23 protein-coding genes are annotated in these 22,794 nt (G+C 54.0%); 4 read left to right on the plus strand and 19 right to left on the minus strand.

Annotated elements, in window-relative coordinates; translation table 11 throughout:
* Positions 1-2: 2 nt before the first annotated feature.
* The gene (locus ABIB59_RS11950) at positions 3-239 is read left to right on the plus strand and encodes a non-oxidative hydroxyarylic acid decarboxylases subunit D (RefSeq protein WP_039077678.1); all 237 of its coding nucleotides are present in this window, start codon (positions 3-5) and stop codon (positions 237-239) included.
* Between the two features lie 58 nt (positions 240-297).
* On the opposite strand, the gene rpoS is transcribed toward ABIB59_RS11950, so the two are convergent.
* The 13 genes from rpoS to cysG all read right to left on the minus strand — a co-directional run bounded on the left by rpoS (position 298) and on the right by cysG (position 11,532).
* The gene (gene rpoS, locus ABIB59_RS11955) at positions 298-1,290 is read right to left on the minus strand and encodes an RNA polymerase sigma factor RpoS (protein WP_039077679.1); all 993 of its coding nucleotides are present in this window, start codon (positions 1,288-1,290) and stop codon (positions 298-300) included.
* 125 nt (positions 1,291-1,415) lie between these two features.
* A complete protein-coding gene (nlpD, locus tag ABIB59_RS11960; protein ID WP_223878793.1) occupies positions 1,416-2,474 on the minus strand; it encodes a murein hydrolase activator NlpD in 1,059 nt (352 codons plus the stop codon).
* A 175-nt stretch (positions 2,475-2,649) separates the two neighbouring features.
* Positions 2,650-3,276: a protein-L-isoaspartate(D-aspartate) O-methyltransferase gene (locus ABIB59_RS11965; RefSeq protein WP_039077681.1), complete on the minus strand. Its 627-nt coding sequence runs from the start codon at positions 3,274-3,276 to the stop codon at positions 2,650-2,652.
* Positions 3,270-4,031: a 5'/3'-nucleotidase SurE gene (gene surE, locus ABIB59_RS11970; protein WP_039077682.1), complete on the minus strand. Its 762-nt coding sequence runs from the start codon at positions 4,029-4,031 to the stop codon at positions 3,270-3,272. Before surE ends, ABIB59_RS11965 begins: the two co-directional genes overlap by 7 nt.
* On the minus strand, positions 4,012-5,061 hold the full coding sequence (gene truD / locus ABIB59_RS11975; RefSeq protein ID WP_039077683.1) for a tRNA pseudouridine(13) synthase TruD: 1,050 nt from the start codon (positions 5,059-5,061) through the stop codon (positions 4,012-4,014). Before truD ends, surE begins: the two co-directional genes overlap by 20 nt.
* Positions 5,058-5,537 (minus strand): 2-C-methyl-D-erythritol 2,4-cyclodiphosphate synthase, encoded by a 480-nt coding sequence (ispF, locus tag ABIB59_RS11980; RefSeq protein ID WP_039077684.1) that lies wholly within the window; start codon positions 5,535-5,537, stop codon positions 5,058-5,060. Before ispF ends, truD begins: the two co-directional genes overlap by 4 nt.
* A 17-nt stretch (positions 5,538-5,554) precedes the next feature.
* A complete protein-coding gene (gene ispD, locus ABIB59_RS11985) occupies positions 5,555-6,247 on the minus strand; it encodes a 2-C-methyl-D-erythritol 4-phosphate cytidylyltransferase (protein WP_039077685.1) in 693 nt (230 codons plus the stop codon).
* Positions 6,248-6,266: 19 nt separating this feature from the next.
* Complete coding sequence (ftsB, locus tag ABIB59_RS11990; RefSeq protein ID WP_039077686.1) at positions 6,267-6,587, minus strand: cell division protein FtsB; 321 nt, start codon at positions 6,585-6,587, stop codon at positions 6,267-6,269.
* 174 nt (positions 6,588-6,761) lie between these two features.
* Positions 6,762-7,085 carry a DUF3561 family protein gene (locus ABIB59_RS11995; RefSeq protein WP_039077687.1) on the minus strand — a complete coding sequence of 108 codons (324 nt, stop codon included), beginning with the start codon at positions 7,083-7,085 and terminating at the stop codon, positions 6,762-6,764.
* Positions 7,086-7,156: 71 nt separating this feature from the next.
* Positions 7,157-7,762 (minus strand): adenylyl-sulfate kinase, encoded by a 606-nt coding sequence (gene cysC / locus ABIB59_RS12000; protein ID WP_039077688.1) that lies wholly within the window; start codon positions 7,760-7,762, stop codon positions 7,157-7,159.
* The gene (gene cysN / locus ABIB59_RS12005; RefSeq protein WP_039077689.1) at positions 7,762-9,189 is read right to left on the minus strand and encodes a sulfate adenylyltransferase subunit CysN; all 1,428 of its coding nucleotides are present in this window, start codon (positions 9,187-9,189) and stop codon (positions 7,762-7,764) included. Before cysN ends, cysC begins: the two co-directional genes overlap by 1 nt.
* Before the next feature lie 9 nt (positions 9,190-9,198).
* On the minus strand, positions 9,199-10,107 hold the full coding sequence (gene cysD, locus ABIB59_RS12010) for a sulfate adenylyltransferase subunit CysD (protein ID WP_039077690.1): 909 nt from the start codon (positions 10,105-10,107) through the stop codon (positions 9,199-9,201).
* Between the two features lie 9 nt (positions 10,108-10,116).
* Positions 10,117-11,532, minus strand: a complete 1,416-nt coding sequence (cysG, locus tag ABIB59_RS12015) for a siroheme synthase CysG (RefSeq protein WP_354035587.1) — start codon at positions 11,530-11,532, stop codon at positions 10,117-10,119.
* Positions 11,533-11,767: 235 nt separating this feature from the next.
* On the opposite strand from cysG, the gene ABIB59_RS12020 reads away from it, so the two are divergent.
* A complete protein-coding gene (locus ABIB59_RS12020) occupies positions 11,768-12,811 on the plus strand; it encodes an aminopeptidase (protein WP_079497741.1) in 1,044 nt (347 codons plus the stop codon).
* Positions 12,812-12,859: 48 nt separating this feature from the next.
* Here ABIB59_RS12020 and ABIB59_RS12025 read toward each other — a convergent pair whose 3' ends face one another.
* The 4 genes from ABIB59_RS12025 to cysJ all read right to left on the minus strand — a co-directional run bounded on the left by ABIB59_RS12025 (position 12,860) and on the right by cysJ (position 17,972).
* Positions 12,860-13,135, minus strand: a complete 276-nt coding sequence (locus ABIB59_RS12025; protein WP_039077693.1) for a DUF5339 domain-containing protein — start codon at positions 13,133-13,135, stop codon at positions 12,860-12,862.
* A gap of 518 nt (positions 13,136-13,653) precedes the next feature.
* On the minus strand, positions 13,654-14,388 hold the full coding sequence (gene cysH / locus ABIB59_RS12030; RefSeq protein WP_039077694.1) for a phosphoadenosine phosphosulfate reductase: 735 nt from the start codon (positions 14,386-14,388) through the stop codon (positions 13,654-13,656).
* A gap of 63 nt (positions 14,389-14,451) precedes the next feature.
* Complete coding sequence (cysI, locus tag ABIB59_RS12035) at positions 14,452-16,164, minus strand: assimilatory sulfite reductase (NADPH) hemoprotein subunit (protein WP_039077695.1); 1,713 nt, start codon at positions 16,162-16,164, stop codon at positions 14,452-14,454.
* Positions 16,164-17,972 carry an NADPH-dependent assimilatory sulfite reductase flavoprotein subunit gene (gene cysJ, locus ABIB59_RS12040; RefSeq protein WP_079497740.1) on the minus strand — a complete coding sequence of 603 codons (1,809 nt, stop codon included), beginning with the start codon at positions 17,970-17,972 and terminating at the stop codon, positions 16,164-16,166. Before cysJ ends, cysI begins: the two co-directional genes overlap by 1 nt.
* 320 nt (positions 17,973-18,292) lie before the next feature.
* Here cysJ and queD point away from each other — a divergent pair, with 320 nt between their 5' ends.
* A complete protein-coding gene (gene queD, locus ABIB59_RS12045) occupies positions 18,293-18,655 on the plus strand; it encodes a 6-carboxytetrahydropterin synthase QueD (RefSeq protein ID WP_079497739.1) in 363 nt (120 codons plus the stop codon).
* Positions 18,656-19,219: 564 nt separating this feature from the next.
* On the opposite strand, the gene queE is transcribed toward queD, so the two are convergent.
* Complete coding sequence (queE, locus tag ABIB59_RS12050; RefSeq protein WP_039077698.1) at positions 19,220-19,891, minus strand: 7-carboxy-7-deazaguanine synthase QueE; 672 nt, start codon at positions 19,889-19,891, stop codon at positions 19,220-19,222.
* 417 nt (positions 19,892-20,308) lie between these two features.
* On the opposite strand from queE, the gene ABIB59_RS12055 reads away from it, so the two are divergent.
* Complete coding sequence (locus ABIB59_RS12055) at positions 20,309-21,418, plus strand: SDR family oxidoreductase (RefSeq protein WP_335257854.1); 1,110 nt, start codon at positions 20,309-20,311, stop codon at positions 21,416-21,418.
* A 67-nt stretch (positions 21,419-21,485) separates the two neighbouring features.
* On the opposite strand, the gene eno is transcribed toward ABIB59_RS12055, so the two are convergent.
* Entirely contained in the window at positions 21,486-22,784 is a 1,299-nt protein-coding gene (eno, locus tag ABIB59_RS12060) for a phosphopyruvate hydratase (RefSeq protein WP_039077700.1), read from the minus strand.
* Between the last annotated feature and the right edge of the window lie 10 nt (positions 22,785-22,794).

Raw genomic sequence — 22,794 nt, forward strand, 5'->3', positions numbered from 1 at the left:
GAATGATTTGTCCACGTTGTGCCGATGAACACATTGAGGTGATGGCAACCTCACCGGTGAAAGGTATCTGGACCGTTTATCAGTGCCAGCATTGTCTGTATACCTGGCGCGATACCGAGCCACTACGCCGCACCAGCCGCGAACACTATCCGGAGGCGTTTCGTATGACGCAAAAAGATATTGATGACGCGCCGCAGGTGCCAACGATCCCACCGCTGCTGGCGGCAGATAAGCGTTAAGCCGGAAAGCGCGCAAGAAAAAGGCCGGTCATTTGACCGGCCTTTTGATGTTCAATACTTATTCGCGGAAAAGCGCTTCGATATTCAGCCCTTGCGCCTGCAGGATTTCACGCAGACGGCGCAGACCTTCAACCTGAATCTGACGTACGCGCTCGCGTGTCAGACCGATTTCACGACCCACATCTTCCAGCGTTGCTGCTTCATATCCCAGCAGACCGAAACGACGTGCCAGCACTTCACGCTGTTTGGCGTTCAGTTCGAACAGCCATTTGACGATGCTCTGTTTCATATCGTCATCTTGCGTTGTGTCTTCCGGGCCGTTTTCTTTTTCATCGGCCAGGATATCCAGCAGCGCTTTCTCGGAATCACCGCCCAGCGGTGTATCCACCGAGGTGATACGCTCGTTGAGGCGCAGCATGCGACTCACATCATCGACCGGCTTGTCGAGTTGTTCGGCAATCTCTTCCGCACTCGGTTCGTGGTCCAGTTTATGGGACAACTCACGCGCGGTACGCAGATAGACGTTCAGCTCTTTAACAATATGGATTGGCAGACGGATAGTACGGGTTTGATTCATAATCGCCCGTTCAATAGTCTGACGAATCCACCAGGTCGCATAGGTGGAGAAACGGAAACCACGTTCCGGGTCGAATTTTTCAACCGCACGGATCAGGCCCAGGTTCCCCTCTTCAATCAGGTCCAGCAACGCCAGGCCACGATTGCTATAACGACGGGCAATTTTCACTACCAGACGCAGGTTACTTTCGATCATGCGGCGGCGAGAAGCAACGTCACCACGCAAAGCGCGACGTGCAAAATAAACTTCTTCTTCGGCCGTTAGCAGTGGGGAATAACCAATTTCCCCAAGATAAAGCTGAGTCGCATCCAGCACACGCTGGGTAGCGCCCTGCGATAACAATTCCTCTTCGGCCAGGTCGTTATCACTGGGTTCCTCTTCAACTAAGGCTTTCTCATCAAAAGCCTCTACTCCGTTCTCATCAAATTCCGCATCTTCATTTAAATCATGAACTTTCAGCGTATTCTGACTCATAAGGTGGCTCCTACCCGTGATCCCTGGACAAAGCACCTGAAAAGCACTTCATTACTGACCATTGCAGCGGCATCTGCGCGCGCTGCAACGACAACAATGAGGAACGGTTCAACCACTTTGCCGATTTATCGCTGCGGCAAATAGCGCAGCGGGTTTACGGATTTCCCCTTGTAACGAATTTCAAAATGCAAGCGTGTAGAACTGGTTCCGGAGCTACCCATGGTAGCGATTTTTTGCCCCGCCTTAACTTCTTGTTGTTCCCGGACCAGCATCGTATCGTTATGGGCGTAGGCACTCAGGTAATCATCGTTATGTTTGATGATAATAAGATTACCGTAACCGCGAAGCGCGTTACCGGCATAGACGACGCGCCCATCTGCGGTCGCGACGATTGCCTGTCCTTTGCTACCTGCGATATCAACACCTTTGTTGCCACCTTCGGTAGCAGAGAAGTTGTCGATAACTTTGCCATCTGTCGGCCAGCGCCAGGAAGCAATCGGCGTACTGGTTGACGTGCTGCTGATGGTCGGTTCGGTCGTGCTGACAGTTGGAGCCGTAACAGGCGCTGTGACAGGGGTCGCAGGCTTGTTGTTCGGCAACATTTTGTTAGCACTTTGTTCACCTGAATCCTCAGAATACGTAATTGTTGGTTTTGAAGCAACAGCTACGGTGGAATTTTGTGCAGGTTTTGAGACAATTCCTTGTGCGCTCGCATCTGCCTGAGTTATCGCGTTTCCGCCCGTTATTGGCGTACCTGATGCATTACCCACTTGCAAGGTTTGACCCACTGTCAAGCCATAGGGTGCAGCAACATGGTTGCGCTGGGCAAGATCGCGGAAATCGTTCCCGGTTATCCACGCAATATAAAATAAAGTATCACCGCGTTTTACGGTATAGGTACTGCCGCCGGTATAGCTCCCTTTCGGAATGTTCCCATACTGACGGTTATAGATGATTTTGCCATTAACAGTCTGAACAGGCTGTTCCGGAACAGACTGAACAGGCGCGGTCTGTACCGGGCGCTGAACGGGCTGTACGGGCTGAATTTGCGGCTGTGACGCGGTACCGATTTTTGGTGGCGGAGTGATTAACATTCCGGAATTGCTGCTGGAGCTGGTGTTGCCACCCACCGAACTGACCGGAGCGGGTGCGTTGCTGGAGCTTGTACAGCCTGCCAGCCAGATAGAAACCAGTGATAGTGCCGCAACACGGCTTACGGTGAATTTAGGGCTTCCCGTGCTCATTTATCCCCCAGGAATGTGTTAGCTACCAATGACTTAAAATTAACCGTGAACGGTTTCGGCAAATTTGCCCACCATACGCTGATGCGGCATGAAAACATCAGGAAAAATCTGTTTATCAGGCCAGTTCGCCTTTAACCAGCGGCACAAAGCGCACGGCTTCCACGGTATCGATTACAAATTCGCCTCCCCGCCGACGAACACGTTTAAGAAGTTGCTGCTCGTCGCCCACAGGTAAAACGAGAATCCCGCCTTCATCCAGTTGCGACATCAACGCCGCCGGAATTTCTGGCGGTGCGGCGGTGACAATAATGGCATCAAATGGACCCCGTGCCTGCCAACCCTGCCAGCCATCGCCATGTCGAGTTGAAACATTATGTAAATCAAGTTGTTTAAGGCGACGTCGTGCGTGCCATTGCAGACTTTTAATGCGTTCAACCGTACAAACGTGATGCACCAGATGCGCCAGTATCGCAGTCTGATAACCAGACCCCGTGCCAATTTCCAGCACCCTGGATTGCGGTGTCAGCTCGAGTAAAGCCGTCATCCGCGCCACCATATAAGGCTGAGAGATAGTCTGGCCCTGGCCGATAGGCAGCGCCACGTTATCCCAAGCCTTATGTTCAAACGCCTCATCGATAAATTTCTCGCGCGGTACCAGAGAGATGGCTTCCAGCACATGCTCATCGGTAATGCCCTGCGCGCGTAATTGATCAAGCAGTGTTTGTACGCGTCTGTTCACCATCGTTCAGTCACTCCGGCGCGATCCAGCCAGCCCGAAACCACATCATGCGCGCTATGCGCGGTTAAATCCACGTGTAGCGGGGTGACAGAAACAAAACCCTCATCGATGGCGGCAAAATCGGTATCCGGCCCGGCGTCGTATTTCTCGCCCGGAGGTCCAATCCAGTAAAGCGTGTTGCCTCGTGGATCCTGCTGCGGAATGACCTTATCCGCAGGATGACGACTACCGCAGCGGGTAACACGAATACCCTTGATTTCACTGAGCGGCAAGTCCGGGACATTAATATTCAGAATACGCCCGGTACGTAACGGCTCGCGCGACAGCGCGCGCAGAATGGAGCAGGTGACAGCCGCGGCTGTCTCGTAATGCGTCTGGCCGTTTAATGACACCGCCAGGGCCGGAAAGCCCAGATGGCGTCCTTCCATCGCTGCCGCGACAGTACCAGAATAGATAACATCATCCCCGAGGTTCGGCCCGGCGTTAATGCCAGAGACGACAACGTCCGGGCGCGGGCGCATCAGCGCGTTGACGCCCAGATAGACACAGTCGGTCGGGGTGCCCATCTGCACCGCAATGTCGCCGTTTTCGAAGGTGAAAGTTCGGAGGGAGGATTCCAGCGTTAACGAGTTGGATGCGCCGCTACGGTTACGATCGGGAGCCACGACCTGTACGTCGGCAAACTCCCGCAGGGCCTTTGCCAGCGTCTGAATACCTGGCGCATGAATCCCGTCATCGTTACTCAGCAATATTCGCATAATCACCCAAAGTATTGATAATTTCCCTTACCACACTGGTGGCGAAGCTACCTGCCGGCAGCCAGAAGCGTAACTCGACGGTCACGTCATCCCACCAGTTCCAGCTTAATTGTTGCGGAAAGAGCAACATTGCGCGGCGCGACGCCTCAACCTTTTCACGCACCAGCAACGCCTGCAGTTCCGGCGCATCGGCAACGGCGGCCTGCTCAAATGACAGCGCTTCGCCCTGCGTTCCCCATTCGCCGCTTCCCGGCATTGAGGCGGTAATCATCAGCGCTTTATCATCAACGCGCGTCTGCAGCTCAGCACGCTCTTCTGCGGTCGCCACAAACCAACTTCCGCGCCCCGATAATTGTAGCGCATCGCCGTCAACAACTTGATTAAAGTCTGTTTTTTTCAGGCGCTCGCTAACAATCTGATTAAACAATGCACTGCGTGCCGCCGACAACCAAAAACTGCGCTTATTACGATCGCGCACCGGGGCATCGCTCTGTGCCCAACGTAGCGCCCCCTGAAGATTGCTGCCGCCGATGCCAAAACGTTGCGCACCAAAATAGTTCGGTACGCCGCCCTCGCGGATTGCCTGTAGGCGGGATTCCACGTCGTCCCGGTTGCTGATTTCGCGCAGCACAAGGGTGAAACTGTTGCCTTTAAGCGCGCCTAAACGCAGTTTGCGCTTATGGCGGGCATATTCCAGCACTTTACAGCCTTCCGGCTGAAACGCGCTCAGGTCCGGCATCTCTTTACCCGGCACGCGCGCGCACAGCCATTGCTCGGTCACCGCGTGTTTATCTTTCTGCCCGGCAAAGCTGACTTCACGGGCGTGTATTTTAAGGAACTTCGCCAGCGCGTCGGCAACAAAGCGCGTATTGCAGCCGTTTTTCAGAATTCGCACCAGAATATGTTCACCTTCACCGTCGGGTTCGAAGCCTAAGTCCTCGATAACCACGAAATCTTCCGGATTGGCTTTCAGTAAACCGCTAGCCGCAGGTTTACCGTGCAAATAGGTTAGCTGGTCGAAGCCGGTCATTTCGCCGCCTTAAGCAGGAGCGCCACCGCCTCACAGGCAATACCTTCGCCACGTCCGGTAAAACCGAGTTTCTCGGTTGTGGTTGCTTTCACGTTCACGTCGTCCATGTGGCAGCCCAAATCTTCGGCGATAAACACGCGCATCTGCGGGATATGCGGCAACATTTTCGGTGCCTGCGCGATGATAGTAACGTCCACATTGCCAATCACGTAGCCTTTGGCCTGGATGCGACGCCATGCCTCGCGCAGCAGCGCACGGCTGTCTGCCCCTTTGAACGACGGATCGGTATCCGGGAACAGCTTACCAATATCCCCCAACGCCGCCGCGCCTAACAGGGCATCGGTCAGCGCATGTAACGCGACGTCGCCATCGGAGTGCGCCAGCAGGCCTTTCTCCCAGGGAATGCGAACGCCACCGATAATAATGGGGCCATCGCCGCCAAATGCGTGTACGTCAAAACCGTGTCCAATGCGCATTATGCCTTCTCCTGGTGTTAAGAATGGGTGAGATAAAATTCTGCAAGTTTCAGATCCTCAGGACGCGTCACCTTAATATTATCCGCGCGTCCGGCGACCAGTTCCGGGTGGAATCCACAATATTCGAGTGCCGAGGCTTCATCGGTGATGGTCGCGCCTTCGTTGAGCGCGCGCGTCAGGCAGTCGTGGAGGAGTTCCAGAGGGAAAAATTGCGGCGTGAGCGCATGCCATAAATCGTTACGCTCAACGGTGTGGGCAATAGCCGTTTTACCAGGTTCAGCACGCTTCATGGTGTCGCGAACCGGCGCGGCAAGAATACCACCGACCCGGCTGGTTTCACGCAGTTGTAGCAGGCGATTTAAATCATCCTGATGCAGGCAAGGACGGGCGGCGTCATGCACCAGTACCCACTGAGCCCCTTGCGCGGCTTTCAGCCCCGCCAGTACGGAGTCCGCACGTTCAGCGCCACCAGCCACAACGGTAATGGCGGGATGTTGCGCCAGCGGCAAGCGGGCAAAACGCTCATCACCGGGGCTGACGGCGATAATGACACGCCCCACGTTTGGGTTGACCAGCAAGGCCGCCACCGCGTGTTCGAGGATCGTTTTATCGCCAATGGAAAGATATTGCTTGGGACATTCCGTTTGCATGCGGCGGCCAAAACCGGCAGCCGGCACCACCGCACAAACGTCCGGAATAATTACAGACATGTCGTAAACCCGGGATTGTTTATCGATTATTTTGTGTGTTCTGTACTGACCCCTGGTTGCGTTTGGACGCGTCCGGCACCAGACGATAAAAGGTTTCGCCCGGTTTGGTCATCGTTAATTCGTTGCGAGCGCGTTCCTCAATCGCTTCCTGGCCGCCATTGAGATCGTCAATTTCAGCAAAGAGTTGATCGTTTCGCGCTTTTAATTTGGCGTTTGTCGCCTGCTGTGCACCCACATCTTCGCTGACACGGCTATAGTCGTGAAGACCATTTTTGCCAAACCACAGTGAATACTGTAGCCAGACCAGCAAAGCCAGCAATAGCAGCGTTAGTTTACCCATCCTGCCCCCTGAAAAACGGCATCATCATCCCATAACTTTTTCTCAGACTCCACACCGGGGCCGGGTGATAACGAGTCACCGCGACAGAATGTAACATATTTACGCACCTTTCCGTAGGGTTGTCCCCAGGACACATCGTCTTAATGTGAGTTACGGTTTGAAGTATGGATGGCTTTAGCCCATCAGCCACATAAACAACGCGCCAAACATGGCCACAACCGTGAGCGCGGTGAGGACAATGCTGTAGAGCAGCTTGCCATTGACGATGGAATGCAGGGCGATGCCCACCACAACCGAAACGGGCATCAGCGCAAGGAAGAAAGGCCAGGTGTAGAGGAGGAAGAACAGCGTGTTAGGACCGTAAATCAGAAAAGGGATAGCCAGCGCCAACAGCCACGCGACAAAGCCCACTGCGGCCCCAGGCAGGGACCAGGTGGTCTCTTCGCTGGTCGTGATGGTATCCGACCTTGAGATGGTGATGTTCTGACTATTACGCATATCTGATCCCATTAACTGACTGGCCGACGAAACAGGATACGCCCCACGTTCTGCGTATCCCCGGCACTGTCTCAGGATCTGATCATATCGTCCCGTCTCATGAGGTCTAATAATTGGCTCACCAAATTTGTTACCAATTGTTCACCTTGCAGGTGAACTTCGGGTGTTTCAGGCGCTTCGTAAACGGCGTCGATGCCGGTGAAGTTGCGTAACTCCCCCGCGCGCGCTTTTTTATAAAGTCCCTTCGGGTCGCGTGCTTCGCAAATCGCCAGCGGCGTATCCACGAAAACTTCAATAAAACGCCCTTCCCCCACGCGCTCACGCACCATCTGCCGCTCAGCACGGTGCGGGGAGATAAACGCGGTCAGCACCACCAGCCCGGCATCAGCCATCAGGCTGGCGACTTCCCCGACCCGGCGAATGTTCTCTTTGCGGTCTTCATCGCTAAAGCCCAGATCGCTACACAGGCCGTGACGCACATTATCACCATCGAGCAGGTAAGTACTGACACCCTGCTGATGTAATGCCTCTTCCAGCGCCCCCGCTACCGTCGATTTACCGGAACCAGACAGCCCGGTAAACCACAGCACAACCCCACGGTGGCCGTGGAGTTGCTCACGCTGCGCAACGGTCACCGGATGAGGATGCCAGACGACGTTCTCATCATGAGCGGCCATTACTTACCTCCCAGCAAATCACGCGCGCCCCAGTGTGGGAAATGTTTACGGATAAGCTGATTCAACTCCAGCTCAAAGGCGCTGAACTGCGACGGTACAGTCGTCTCCTGCTGATGCACTTCACGCACCATGCCGGCGCCTACGGTCACGTTGCTCAGGCGGTCGATAAAGATAACACCGCCAGTCACCGGGTTTTGTTGATACGCATCCAGGGTCAGCGGCTCATCAAAGGTCAAATCGACCAGACCGATACCGTTTAACGGCAGCGTATCCACCTGACGCTGGGTGAGATTGTTAATATCTACCTGATATTGAATGGCATCGACGCGGGCGCGGGTCTTTTTACCGGCCACTTTGATGTCAAAGCTCTGTCCTGGCGCCAGCGGCTGCTCAGCCATCCATACTACGTCGAGGGACGCGCTCTGCACCGCAGGCACGCTCTCCTGGGCATCCAGGATCAGATCGCCACGGCTGATGTCGATCTCGTCCTTAAGTACCAGGGTAATCGCTTCACCCGCATGGGCTTCCTGTAGGTCGCCATCAAAGGTCACGATGCGCGCAACGGTGGATTCCACCCCAGACGGAAGTGCTTTGATGCGCTGGCCAACTTTCACGCTGCCCGAGGCCAGCGTACCGGAGAAGCCACGGAAATCGAGGTTCGGGCGGTTAACGTACTGCACCGGGAAACGCATCGGCTGGGTATCCACAACGCGCTGAATTTCGACGGTTTCGAGGACTTCCAGCAGCGTCGGGCCGCTGTACCACGGAATGTTGGCGCTCTGGCTGGCGACGTTATCCCCTTCCAGCGCCGACAGCGGTACAAAGCGAATGTCCAGATTTCCCGGTAGCTGTTCAGCAAAGGTCAGGTACTCTTGACGAATGTTCTCAAAGGTCTCTTCGCTAAAGCCGACCAGATCCATTTTATTGACCGCAACTACCAGGTGTTTAATGCCCAGCAGGGTGGAGATAAAGCTGTGGCGACGGGTCTGATCCAGCACGCCTTTACGGGCGTCAATCAACAGGATCGCGAGATCACAGGTTGACGCACCGGTAGCCATATTACGGGTGTACTGTTCGTGCCCGGGGGTGTCGGCAATGATAAATTTACGCTTCTCGGTTGAGAAGTAACGGTACGCCACGTCGATGGTGATACCCTGCTCACGTTCCGCCTGCAGGCCGTCGACCAACAGGGCCAGGTCGAGTTTTTCCCCCTGAGTGCCGTGACGTTTGCTGTCATTGTGCAGCGTAGAGAGCTGATCTTCATAAATCTGGCGCGTGTCATGCAGCAGGCGGCCAATCAGGGTGCTTTTCCCGTCATCGACGCTGCCGCAGGTCAGAAAACGCAGCAGGCTTTTGTGCTGCTGTGCGTGCAGGTACGCTTCGACGCCGCCTTCGTTGGCAATTTGTTGGGCAATAGTGGTATTCATGGCGGCTCCTTAGAAGTATCCCTGACGTTTTTTCAGCTCCATGGAGCCTGCCTGGTCGCGGTCAATCACGCGGCCCTGACGTTCACTGGTGGTGGAAACCAGCATCTCTTCGATAATTTCCGGCAGCGTCTGCGCTTCGGACTCCACAGCGCCGGTCAGCGGCCAGCAGCCAAGCGTACGGAAACGCACCATCCGCTGTTCGATCACTTCGCCAGGTTGCAGGTCGATACGATCGTCGTCGATCATCATCAGCATGCCGTCGCGCTCCAGCACCGGGCGCTCTGCGGCCAGATACAGCGGAACAATTTCGATATTTTCCAGGTAGATATACTGCCAGATATCCAGCTCGGTCCAGTTTGAGAGCGGGAACACGCGGATGCTCTCGCCTTTGTTAATCTGGCCGTTGTAGTTGTGCCACAGTTCAGGACGCTGATTTTTCGGGTCCCAGCGGTGGAAGCGATCGCGGAAAGAGTAGATTCGCTCTTTGGCGCGGGACTTCTCTTCGTCACGGCGTGCGCCGCCGAAGGCCGCATCAAAACCGTATTTGTTCAGCGCCTGCTTAAGCCCTTCGGTTTTCATGATATCGGTGTGCTTGGCGCTGCCGTGGACGAATGGGTTAATGCCCATCGCCACCCCTTCCGGGTTTTTGTGCACCAGCAGCTCACAGCCATACGCTTTCGCTGTGCGGTCACGGAACTCATACATCTCACGGAATTTCCAGCCGGTGTCCACATGCAACAGCGGGAATGGCAGCGTGCCAGGATAGAAGGCTTTACGCGCCAGATGCAGCATCACGCTGGAGTCTTTACCGATGGAATACATCATCACCGGATTGGAGAATTCGGCGGCCACCTCGCGAATGATATGGATGCTTTCGGCTTCCAGTTGTCGCAGGTGAGTGAGTCGTTTTTGATCCATAACCGTTCCTTAAGCCAGATTCACCACGGAGGCGTCAAACGCTTCCGGGCCTGTCGTGTGTTGAAACCAGGCGAGTTCATGATGCAGTTGTACCACCTCGCCCACGACCAGCAGGGCGGGCATTGGCGCATCTTTCGCCAGTTCCTCAAGTTGTTGTAATGTGCCGGTTCTGACCTGCTGGTCAGCCCGTGTGCCGCGCGAAATCACCGCGACCGGTGTCTGTGCCTCTCGCCCGTGAGCGATGAGTTGTTCGCCAATTTCTGCCGCTTTCATCGTACCCATATAGATAGCCAGCGTCTGGCGACTTTGCGCCAGTTGCGACCAGTCAAACGGTGCGCTGTCGGCTTTGTAATGTCCGGTAACAAAGGTGGCACTTTGTGCGTAGTCGCGGTGTGTCAGCGGAATGCCTGCGTAAGCCGTCGCGCCGGATGCCGCCGTCACGCCGGGCACCACCTGGAAGGGGATACCTGCTGCCGCAGCCGCCTGTAACTCTTCGCCACCGCGACCAAAGATAAACGGGTCGCCGCCTTTCAACCGCACCACAGTTTTGCCCGCCTGCGCGGCCTCAACCAGCATGCGATTGGTGTCATGCTGCGCAACCAGGTGCGAGCCAGCGCGTTTACCCACGCTGATCAGTTCCGCATCGCGGCGTACGAGTTCCAGCACGCCATCGGTTACCAGATGATCGTAAAACACCACGTCAGCCTGCTGGATAACCTGCAAACCACGCAACGTTAGCAGCCCGGCATCACCCGGTCCGGCACCAACCAGAATGATTTCGCCGGTGCTACTGCCCGGTTTCGCGAGTTCATCAGCCAGCACCTGTTCCGCGGCCTGTTCTTTGCCCGCCGCCATCAGGCTGGCAAAGCGGCCACGAAAGGCGCTCTCCCAGAAACGACGACGTTCATCGGTGGTTTTACGAAATGCTTTAATGCGCGTGCGCCAGCGCCCGGCCACCTCAGCCATACGGCCTAAGTTCGCGGGCAACAACGCTTCAATTTTTTCACGCAGCAATCGCGCCAGTACCGGTGCGTTGCCGCCGGAAGAGATCGCCACCAGCAGCGGCGAGCGGTCAACAATCGACGGGAAGATAAATGAGCACAGCGGCTGGTCATCTACCACGTTGACAAGACGATGGCGGGCATTTGCGGCGTCAAAGACACGACGATTGACGTCCCCGTCATCCGTTGCCGCAATCACCAGAAAGACGTTGTCGAGTTGCGCTTCATCGAACGTATCCGCCAGCAGGTGGATCTCTTGCTCATCCACTAACTGTTGTAGTGAGGGTTCGAGATGTTTTGTCACCACCAGCACGCGTGCCCCCGCGCGGCGTAAAAAAGCAATCTTACGAGCGGCAACGTCGCCACCACCGACAACCAACACGTGGCGGTCTTTGACGTCAGCAAATAAAGGAAGGTAATCCACAGGGCAACAACTCACTCGCAACCAGTAATAGTGGGACTATAGGGGGGAGAGTAGAGTGAATGAAATTACGAATTGGAATGAGTAGTTCCGCAAAGGAATAACGAGATAAAAAAGCAAATGCCAAAAAGTGCTTAACCACCACATTTTTGCAGAGTTAAGAACAAATGAAATTGTGTAAACCGGGTCACAGTTTCATACTAAGCGCGATAAAATTTTTGTCGTAAAAGGACTCTCTATGCTCTCCGCATTGCGCCACCGTACCGCTGCCCTGGCGCTCGGCGTATGCTTTATTTTTTCTGCTCAGGCACGAGCACCTCATCCCGGTGAATTTGCAAGTAATCAGGCGCGCCATATTGCCACCTATTTTCCCGGCCGCATGACCGGCTCGCCGGCTGAAATGCTCGCAGCGGATTATATACGCCAGCAGTTTGCGCAGATGGGCTATCAGAGTGACATCCGCAAATTCAACAGCCGCTACAGTTGGGCTTCTCGTAGTAATCAGCACAACTGGCAGAACGTCACCGGCAGCACCGTTATTGCCGCGCATGAAGGCAAGCACCCACAGCAGATCATTATTGTGGCGCATCTGGATACCTACGCGCCGCGCAGCGATGCGGATACCGACAATAATCTGGGGGGTCTGACGCTACAGGGGCTCGATGATAACGCCTCAGGAGTGGGGGCGATGCTGGAGCTGGCGGAACAACTGAAATCGGTGCCAACGGAATACACTATTCGCTTTGTGGCGACCAGCGGTGAAGAGCAAGGCAACCTCGGGGCTGAGAATTTCCTCAAACGCATGAGTGAGCACGAGAAGAAGCAAACGCTGCTGGTGATTAATCTCGATAACCTTATTGTCGGCGATAATCTCTATTTCAACAGCGGTAAGAAAACCCCCGCATCGGTGCGTAAGCTCACCCGTGACAGGGCGCTGGCTATCGCACGCTCTCTGGGGATTAGCGCGACCTCCAATCCGGGCCTTAATCCTGACTATCCTCAGGGAACAAGCTGCTGCAATGATGCAGAAGTCTTTGATAATGCCGGTATTCCGGTGCTATCCGTTGAGGCCACCAACTGGAATTTGGGGAAAAAGGATGGCTATCAGCAGCGCGCGAAATCGAAATCCTTCCCGGATGGCGTGAGCTGGCATAACATTAAGCTCGATAACGTCCAGCATATCGATCAGGCCCTGCCGGGGCGTATCGACCGACGCAGCCGCGATGTAGTGCGTATTATGCTGCCGTTGATCAAAGAACTGGCAAAGGCGGGGACAAAGTAAATCTGCCGTTCGTAAAAACGAAAAAAGGGAGCATCGGCTCCCTTTTTGTTATTTGATGCCTAGTGAGGCATTAAGTTGTTTTACTGCCGCCAGTCCCTGCTTACAGCCTGCATCCTGCTGCTCTACGCTGTAAGTCTCAAGCTGTTTTCTGCCTTCCGCGAGCTGGGTTTTCAGCATGTCCACCTGCGCTTTCGCTTCTTCATGTTTTGACGCTTCTTTAATGAAGCTGTCCATTTCAGCGAAGTATTGTTTGCAGGTTTCGGTTTCCGCATAAGACGCAGTGCACATCCCCATCAGCAGCGCCGCCAGCGCGATCTTTTTCATTGTCATATCCCTGAGTGATTAAATTAACGCCATCCCAAATGGCGCCAATACAATAGCAGAATCCGTGCGTGGGAATATGTCCGGAATCGGACATGGAGATGGGGTTTGGGGCGCAGGGAACACCGCTGGCATCACTTTAGACGCGGGGGAGTGAACGGTTTATCCCCGCTGGCGCGGGGAACACCAGGTTGCCGTTGATATTCGCTACCGCCTGGGCGGTTTATCCCTGCTCGCGCGGGGAACACTCACGGAAGCCGACGCGAAGCGCGACGGCGAACGGTTTATCCCCGCTCGCGCAGGGAACACTCTAAACGTAACTCATTAAATTTAAACAGCAATTACCACTCCCAAAATTCTACCAACATTTCCGTCTTTTTTAAGATCGGTAATTGTTTGATTTTACTTATTAAAGAAAACCACACCATGTACAAACTCTCATTTCACCAACGTATAACCCATAAAAAACGCCCGGTGGTTAGCCGGGCGCTTATCTTATCTATTTATTGAAAAGCCAAAAATCAGCCTTCGTGCAGGCCGCACTCGCGTTTCAGGCCGAAGAAGCGGGTGTCCTCTTCTGCCATGCCTGGCTCCCATTTACGGGTGGTGTGCGTATCGCCCACAGACAGGTAGCCTTCATCCCACAGCGGATGATATTTCAGGCCGTGTTTTTGCAGATACTGATACACCGTACGGTTATCCCAGTCGATAATCGGCAGCACTTTGAAAACACCGCGCTGAATATCCAGCACAGGCAGGTTGGCACGACTACTGGACTGCTCACGACGCAGGCCTGCAAACCATGTCCGGGCGTTCAGTTCTTTCAGCGCCCGGTTCATCGGCTCAACTTTGTTGATGTCGTTGTATTTTTCAATACCCTCAACGCCCTGCTCCCACAGCTTGCCGTAGCGTGCTTCCTGCCAGGCTGGGCTTTGCGGCGCACGGTAAATCTGCAGATTCAGGCCGAGCTTCTCGGTCAGCTCATCAATAAACTGATAGGTTTCCGGGAACAGATAACCAGTGTCCGTCAGGATAACCGGAATGTTCGGGCGCACCTGATTCACCAGATGCAGGCTCACCGCCGCCTGGATACCAAAACTGGACGACAGCACATACTCACCCGGCAGATTTTCCAGCGCCCAGGCCACGCGTTCCTCTGCGGTTTGCGCTTCCAGTTGGGCGTTAGCCTCCGCCAGCGCCAGCGTGCGGTCGTCTTTCGACAGAGCATTCAGGGCAGATAGATCGAGTACGGACATAATTACCTCTCGTATGTTTACTTCCTTCACCCCTCCCTAAGGAGAGGGGGAAGGCAAGGAAGCTTAATCCCAGAGATCGCGCGCCGGGTCGAGCACCGGGCGGATAATGCCCGCACGGATGGTGAAATCACCGAACCCTTCACCCGCTTCGCGTTCTTTCGCCCAGCGCCCTACCAGTTCATCGAGCGAGGCAATGATTTCCGGCTCGGTAATGTTCTCTTTGAACATGCGCGGGATGCGCGTACCGATGCGGTTACCGCCCAGATGCAGGTTATAGCGACCAGGCGCTTTCCCCACCAGGCCCACTTCCGCCAGCATCGCGCGGCCACAGCCGTTCGGGCAACCCGTCACGCGCGTCACGATATGCTCATCACTCAAACCATGCTTCGCCATCACCTCTTCCACTTTATCGATAAACGACGGCAGGAAGCGCTCTGCTTCGGCCATCGCCAGCGGACAGGTCGGGAATGACACACAGGCCATCGAATTTTCACGCTGTGGCGTTACGGCATCCATCAGGCCGCTCTGGCGCGCGATTTTTTCGATTTTCGCCTTCTGGCTATCCGGCACACCGGCAATGATCAGGTTCTGGTTTGCCGTAATACGGAACTCGCCTTTATGGATCTTCGCGATCTCCAGCAGACCCGTTTTCAGCGGACGCCCCGGATAATCGAGAATACGACCGTTTTCGATAAACAGCGTCAGATGCCATTTATTATCGATCCCTTTCACCCAGCCAATGCGATCGCCGCGCCCGGTAAATTCATACGGACGAATCGGTTCGAACTTGATACCTGCACGACGCTCAACTTCCGCTTTGAAGGTCTCAACACCCACACGCTCCAGCGTATATTTGGTTTTCGCGTTTTTACGGTCGGTACGGTTACCCCAGTCACGCTGAGTGGTGACAACGGCTTCGGCAACCGCCAGCGTATGCTCAACCGGCAGATACCCAAACTCGCTCGCCGTGCGGGCATAGGTTTTCTTATTACCGTGCTCGATGGACAGACCGCCGCCCACCAGCAGGTTAAAGCCCACCAGCTTGCCGTTTTCCGCGACCGCGACAAAGTTCATGTCGTTGGCGTGCAGATCGATATCGTTCTGCGGCGGGATCACGACCGTAGTTTTAAATTTACGCGGCAGATAGGTCTGACCGAGGATCGGCTCTTCATCGGTGGTCGCTACTTTTTCCTGATCGAGCCAGATCTCTGCGTAAGCGCGGGTACGCGGCAGCAGATGTTCAGAGATCTTCTTCGCCCACTCATAGGCTTCGGCGTGCAATTCTGACTCGTACGGGTTGGAGGTACACAACACGTTACGGTTCATGTCGTTAGCGGTCGCCAGGGCGTCCAGACCAACGGAGTGCAGCATCTGGTGTACCGGTTTCACGTTCTTTTTCAGAATGCCGTGGAACTGGAACGTCTGACGGTTGGTCAGGCGGATACTGCCGTAAATGGTGTTCTCAGCGGCGAACTTATCAATCGCCTGCCACTGTTTGGTGGTGATCACGCCTCCCGGCAGGCGGCAGCGCAGCAGCATCGCATGACGCGGCTCCAGCTTCTGTGCAGCACGCTCAGCGCGAATATCACGATCATCCTGCTGGTACATGCCGTGGAAACGGATCAGCAGAAAGTTGTCGCCTTTAAAGCCGCCGGTCAGCCCGTCGTTAAGATCTTCCGCAATGGTCCCGCGCAGATAGTTGCTTTCCAGCTTCATGCGCTCGGCGTCTGTCAGTTTACCTTCGACCACCAGTGGGCCTGGATGTTTTTCACTCATTAGTAGACATCTCGCTGGTAACGGCGCTCTACGCGCAGCTCACTTAAATATTCGTCCGCCGCTTCGGCGTCCATCGCGCCAAATTCGGCAATCACGTCCAGTAAAGCCTGCTCAACGTCCTTCGCCATGCGATTCGCGTCGCCGCAGACATAAATGTGCGCACCGTCATTAATCCAGCGCCACAGTTCCGCGCCTTGCTGACGCAGTTTGTCTTGTACGTATACTTTTTCTTTTTGGTCACGCGACCAGGCCAGATCGATACGGTTCAGCACGCCTTCTTTGACGTAACGCTGCCACTCAACCTGGTAGAGGAAATCTTCCGTAAAGTGCGGGTTGCCGAAGAACAACCAGTTTTTGCCTTCTGCCCCGTCTGCCGCTCGCTGCTGCATAAAGGCGCGGAACGGCGCGATACCGGTACCCGGCCCAATCATGATGACCGGCGTTTCCGGGTTGGCAGGCAGACGGAAATTATCGTTATGTTCGATGAACACACGCACTTCGCCCTCTTCTTCCACGCGATCGGCGAGGAAGCTCGACGCCCCACCCGCACGCGCGCGGCCTTCAATGTCATAGCGCACCACACCGACAGTGACGTGCACTTCGGTTTCCACTTCCGCCTGCGAAGAGGCGATGGAGTAAAGACGCGGTGTCAGCGGACGCAGCAGGCCAATCAGCGCAGTGGCATCCAGTTGTGCCGGGGAGAAACGCACCATATCCACAATCGGCGTGGTCGCCGCATAGTGCTGTAATTTGGCCTTATCGCCCACCAGCGGCAACAATGATTCGCTGCGGGTCAGAGTGGCATAGTTTTCCACGATATTGCCGGTGTTGACCGTCAATTCGAAATGCCACTGCAGCGCTTCGGACAGCGGCAGGGTTTTGCCGTCGACGCTGACCGGTTCATCGCCTTTAAGCCACAGCAGCTCAACCAGCTCTTTCACCAGTGCCGGATCGTTCTGATACCAGACGCCCAGCGCGTCGCCCGGCTGATAGCGCAGGCCGGAATCGCCCAGATCGATTTCGATATGACGCACGTCTTTTTCTGAGTCACGGCCCGTGATTTTTTGATTCACTGAGAGCGTCGCGGTCAGCGGTTCTTCTTTCGTATAAGGGCTGGAGAAAACCTCATTCACCGCACCCGTTGCCGTCACAGCGGCCTGGGCCGGCGTCTCTTTCGGGACTCGTGCTTTCAGTACTTCAACTACACGCGCGCGCCATTCAGCGGCGGCAGCCTGGAACTCAACGTCTGCGTCGACGCGATCCAGCAGGCGCTCGGCACCCAGTTCAGCCAGTTTGCTGTCAAAATCTTTGCCTGCCTGGCAGAAAAATTCATAAGACGTGTCGCCAAGCCCCAGCACGGCGAAAGCAGTGCCATCAAGCTTCGGCGCTTTTTTCGAGAACAGGAACTTATGTAACGCAACGGCCTCTTCCGGTGGCTCACCTTCCCCTTGTGTGGAAGCAACAACAACCAGCAGTTTTTCGTTAGCGATTTGTTTGAATTTATAGTCGCCCGCGCTCACCAGTTTGACGTTGAGTTTCGCCGCCAGCAGATCGTCACGCAGTGCTTCCGCAACGCGACGGGCATTACCGGTTTGCGAGGCGGAAAGTAGCGTAATGGTCGGGGTCTCGGTCGCCGCAGGTGCTGCCGTTGCAACTGCCGCACCGGGTTGCTGGTTCAGCACGCCCCAAAAATAGCCGGAAACCCAGGCAAGCTGGGTGGGAGTTAAATCGGTTGTGACCGCCTGAAGGCGTGCCAGTTGCTCCGGGTTCAGCGGAAGCAAAGCGGAAGGTGGGACCTGAGTCGTCATGCGTCGTTATGTTCCAGTAAGCAAAAGCTGCTTATACGCCCTGTCAGCGCCATAAAAGCAGAAGAGAAAGTAAGGTTAACGGCGGGGATAATAACAATTAAAGAAAGGTTGGAAATAATAAATAACCAAAAGAACTAACCTGTTTTATTCATAGTTTATAACAGTAAAACAGATTAATTAATATATTGATTTATAATGGAAAAATACAGGTCATCAGGCAAAGCGTAACGGTTAATCGCTTTTGCCGATTTTAGTTAATGATAAAAAAGGTCATTTCGGCTACCATGCCGCGGTTTTTCTAGCCAGTCAGAGAGTTCAGAATGTCCACCACGTTATTTAAAGATTTCATGTTTGAAGCCGCTCACCGTTTGCCACATGTTCCAGCCGGGCATAAATGCGGTCGTCTTCATGGTCACTCATTTATGGTGCGTCTGGAGATCACCGGCGAGGTGGATCCGCATACGGGCTGGATCATGGATTTTGCAGAGCTTAAGGCGGCGTTCAAACCGACCTATGATCGTCTGGATCACTACTATCTTAACGATATTCCGGGCCTTGAGAACCCGACCAGCGAAGTACTGGCAAAATGGATTTGGGATCAGTTGAAACCCATCGTTCCGCTGCTGAGCGCCGTGATGATCAAAGAGACCTGCACCGCAGGGTGTATCTACCGCGGCGAGTAATTTTGCTTCTGTGTCGTCAGCGCACCTGAGTGCGCTGATTTTATGGCACGGTTTATCCCCGCTCGCGCGGGGAACACGATGTCAGTTCATCCCGCACGTAGTTAAGCTGCGGTTTATCCCCGCTCGCGCGGGGAACACGTACGAGTGGTTTCCGCCATCCCCGCTCGCGCGGGGAACACGCTGGCGGTTCGTCATTATCGTCCTCCGCCTCCGGTTTATCCCCGCTCGCGCGGGGAACACGCCGTTCTCAGAGGTGAACTCCCGCTCAAGGAGCGGTTTATCCCCGCTCGCGCGGGGAACACTCTAAATATAACCCATTGAATTATAGAATCATTTATCACAGCTCAAATTCCACCGATTTTATCGACGCAAGCTGAATCATTAACCCGTTGATTATTAATCAAAATAAAAACACACCGCAGGTAAAATCTGATTTCACCGAACAGCGTTATTTCACAAATCTATATCCTGCCCGCCGGCAGGTAAACGAAAACGCCCGGCCATAAGGCCGGGCGCTCAGGTAATACCTGTCTTGTCGGTGCAATAACACCAGCAGAAACCGAATCAGGCAATATTCAGATACTTATGCGTTTGCATTGACAGCCGCCAGTTGCGGGCGATACAGGTTTCAATGCACAAGCGGGTGGCGTCGTCTTTTTGGCTGATAGGCTGCAGTGCAATGACCCGGTGTTTGTCATCGGTCAGTTGCGTCAGAAGCTCATCAAGCGCCTCAATGTCTCGGGTACGTCCAACCGGGTGTTTGATCTCATCGGCGCGTTCCAGCGCCTGCTGGAGGATGTCATAGCCTCCGCGCATATTTACCTTCGGTGACACGGTGACCCAGGTCGCATGAGACGTGCGCACTTCATGGGTACCGCTGGTCTCAATCTGGCAACTGAACCCCTGTTTTTCCAGAAGATGAGTCAACGGAATCAGATCGTGGATACAAGGTTCGCCGCCGGTGATCACCACATGGCGCGCAGTCCAGCCCTGACGCTCAATAATTGCCAGCAGATCTTCACTGCTCGCCGCGCCCCATTTATCGCTCTCTTTGGTCTTGGCCAGAATGCTGTAGAGGGAGACTTCCCGATCTTCAAGCTTATCCCAGGTGTGTTTGGTGTCGCACCAGGCGCAGCCAACCGGGCATCCCTGTAAACGAATAAAAATGGCGGGAACGCCGGTAAAATAGCCCTCGCCTTGCAAGGTCTGGAACATCTCATTAATCGGGTACTGCATAATCAACTCTGATCGGGGAAAACATTAATTATTACAGATTTCGCTCTTGAGGGCGAGTTGAGGCAGGGGTAAATGTTGCGTGATTGTCATCGAAATAAAGCAAAAAAATGGACAATGGATAGCAGGCTTAGCATCATTTTATTTGTAATTAATTATTTCAGCAACGCTCATTTATATAAGAAAACCATTAAAATAAAACGCTAAAGCAAAGAATAAAAATGTTTCTATTTCAAATAGTTATAAATATTTTTATTTTTAATGAATTTATTTCTGCGTTTGCCTGTCCAATTAAACTTGTTCCGCATTTAAAGCTTAAAATCACCTTAAGAAATCGATTTATTTCCGCCTCTCTTATTTAAGCATTGTTTAATTTTCGCTGAATACAATCCGCGAATTAACAACAATGAGCATGCGATCATGAAAACTCTACTGATCACCGGCGTCACCGGATTCCTCGGTGGTGCAGTGTTTGAGAAAATACTTAATGATGATAGTCAAATCAACTATTTACTTTTAGTCAGGGCAACGGATAGCCAGGCTGGCGTTGAGCGCGTAAAAGAAAACATGCGCAAATTCAACATCAGCGAATCTATCCTCTCCCGTCTGACCTGCGAACATATCATCATCGGTGATCTGGGTACGCCGGAGCAATTTCTGGACGACCCGCGTCTGGACAGTGTCACCCACGTGCTGAACTGCGCAGCCGTCGCCTCTTTTGGCAACAACCCGCTCATCTGGAAAGTGAACGTGGAAGGCACTCTGGCCTTTGCCGGACGTATGGCGAAAGTACAGGGGCTAAAGCGTTTCCTGCATGTCGGCACCGCTATGTCGTGTGCGCCAGAAGCCGATTCGCTGGTCTATGAGAGCCAGGAATTCAAAGAAAACGCCGAGCATCTGGTGGAGTACACCCACTCCAAGTCCACCATCGAACACCTGATGCGCAAAACCTATCCGGCTCTGCCGCTGGTTATCGCACGTCCGTCTATCGTGGTGGGGCATACGCATTACGGCTGCCAGCCCTCCAGCAGTATCTTCTGGGTATTCAGCATGGCGCTGATGCTGCAAAAATTCATGTGCTCACTGGAAGACCGTATTGATGTGGTGCCGGTGGACTATTGCGCCGACGCGTTGATCATGATGCTGAAAAGCGACATCCCGGCGGGTGAGGTCATCCATATTTCCGCAGGCGAAGAGAACAGCGTGAAGTTTTCTGATATTGATGCCGCGATGGCGTCCGCGCTGGAAACGGTGCCGGTTAAAGATGTCTACACGCAGGTTAGCTACGAGACGCTGGTGAAGATGCGCCGTGAATTGAAAAACATCTTCGGCCCCTGCAACGAGCGCCTGATGCTTAAAGCCATGCGTTTGTACGGTGCGTTCGCCATGCTGAATGTCCGCTTTAGCAATGACAAGCTCATAGAGCTGGGCATGCCGAAGCCGCCACGCTTTACCGATTATATCGCTCAGTGCGTACAGACCACCCGCGGACTTTCCATTCCGCAGCAAATGGCTGTCGATTTTAAATAACGGCTATTGCAGGTAAAAAAAAATGCCAGCCCGAGGGCTGGCATTTTCATTTCAGAGAAAGAAAGGCTTATGCCTGACCTTTGATCTCTTTACGACCGTTGTACGGCGCTTGTTCACCCAGAGCTTCTTCGATACGAATCAACTGGTTGTATTTAGCAACGCGGTCAGAACGGCTCATAGAGCCAGTTTTGATCTGGCCAGCAGCGGTACCAACAGCCAGGTCAGCGATGGTAGCGTCTTCAGTTTCGCCAGAACGGTGAGAGATGACAGCAGTGTAGCCAGCGTCTTTCGCCATTTTGATCGCAGCCAGAGTTTCGGTCAGAGAACCGATCTGGTTGAATTTGATCAGGATGGAGTTAACGATGCCTTTTTCGATGCCTTCTTTCAGGATTTTGGTGTTAGTTACGAACAGGTCGTCACCAACCAACTGGATTTTGTCGCCCAGAACTTTGGTCTGATAAGCAAAGCCAGCCCAGTCAGACTCGTCCAGACCATCTTCGATGGACACGATCGGGTACTGTTTGGTCAGGTCTTCCAGGAAGTGAGTGAATTCTTCGGAGGTGAATGCTTTGTTGCCTTCGCCAGCCAGAACGTATTTACCGTCTTTGTAGAATTCAGAAGCCGCGCAGTCCATCGCCAGAGTGATGTCTTTGCCCAGCTCGTAACCCGCAGCTTTAACAGCTTCTGCGATAACAGCCAGCGCTTCAGCGTTAGAACCCAAGTTCGGCGCATAGCCGCCTTCGTCACCAACAGCCGTGTTCATACCTTTGGATTTCAGAACTTTAGCCAGGTTATGGAACACTTCTGAACCCATACGTACCGCTTCTTTCAGGGATTTCGCGCCAACCGGCTGAATCATGAATTCCTGAATGTCTACGTTGTTGTCAGCGTGCTCACCACCGTTGATGATGTTCATCATCGGAACCGGCATGGAGTATTTGCCCGGGGTGCCGTTCAGTTCAGCGATGTGTGCGTACAGCGGCAGGCCTTTAGAGGCAGCAGCAGCTTTAGCAGTCGCCAGAGAAACAGCCAGGATTGCGTTAGCACCGAAGTTAGATTTGTTTTCAGTACCGTCCAGGTCGATCATGATCTTGTCAATGCCAGCCTGATCTTTGGCATCTTTGCCCAGGATTGCCTGAGCGATCGGGCCGTTAACCGCGCCAACCGCTTTCAGTACGCCTTTACCCATGAAGCGGGATTTGTCGCCATCACGCAGTTCCAGCGCTTCGCGGGAACCGGTAGAAGCACCTGACGGAGCAGCTGCCAGACCAACGAAACCACCTTCCAGGTGTACTTCGGCTTCAACAGTCGGGTTACCACGGGAGTCGATGATTTCACGACCGATGACTTTAACGATTTTGGACATTAGGATTTCC

Source organism: Citrobacter sp. UYEF32 (assembly GCF_040546205.1).
Taxonomy (GTDB): domain Bacteria; phylum Pseudomonadota; class Gammaproteobacteria; order Enterobacterales; family Enterobacteriaceae; genus Phytobacter; species Phytobacter diazotrophicus.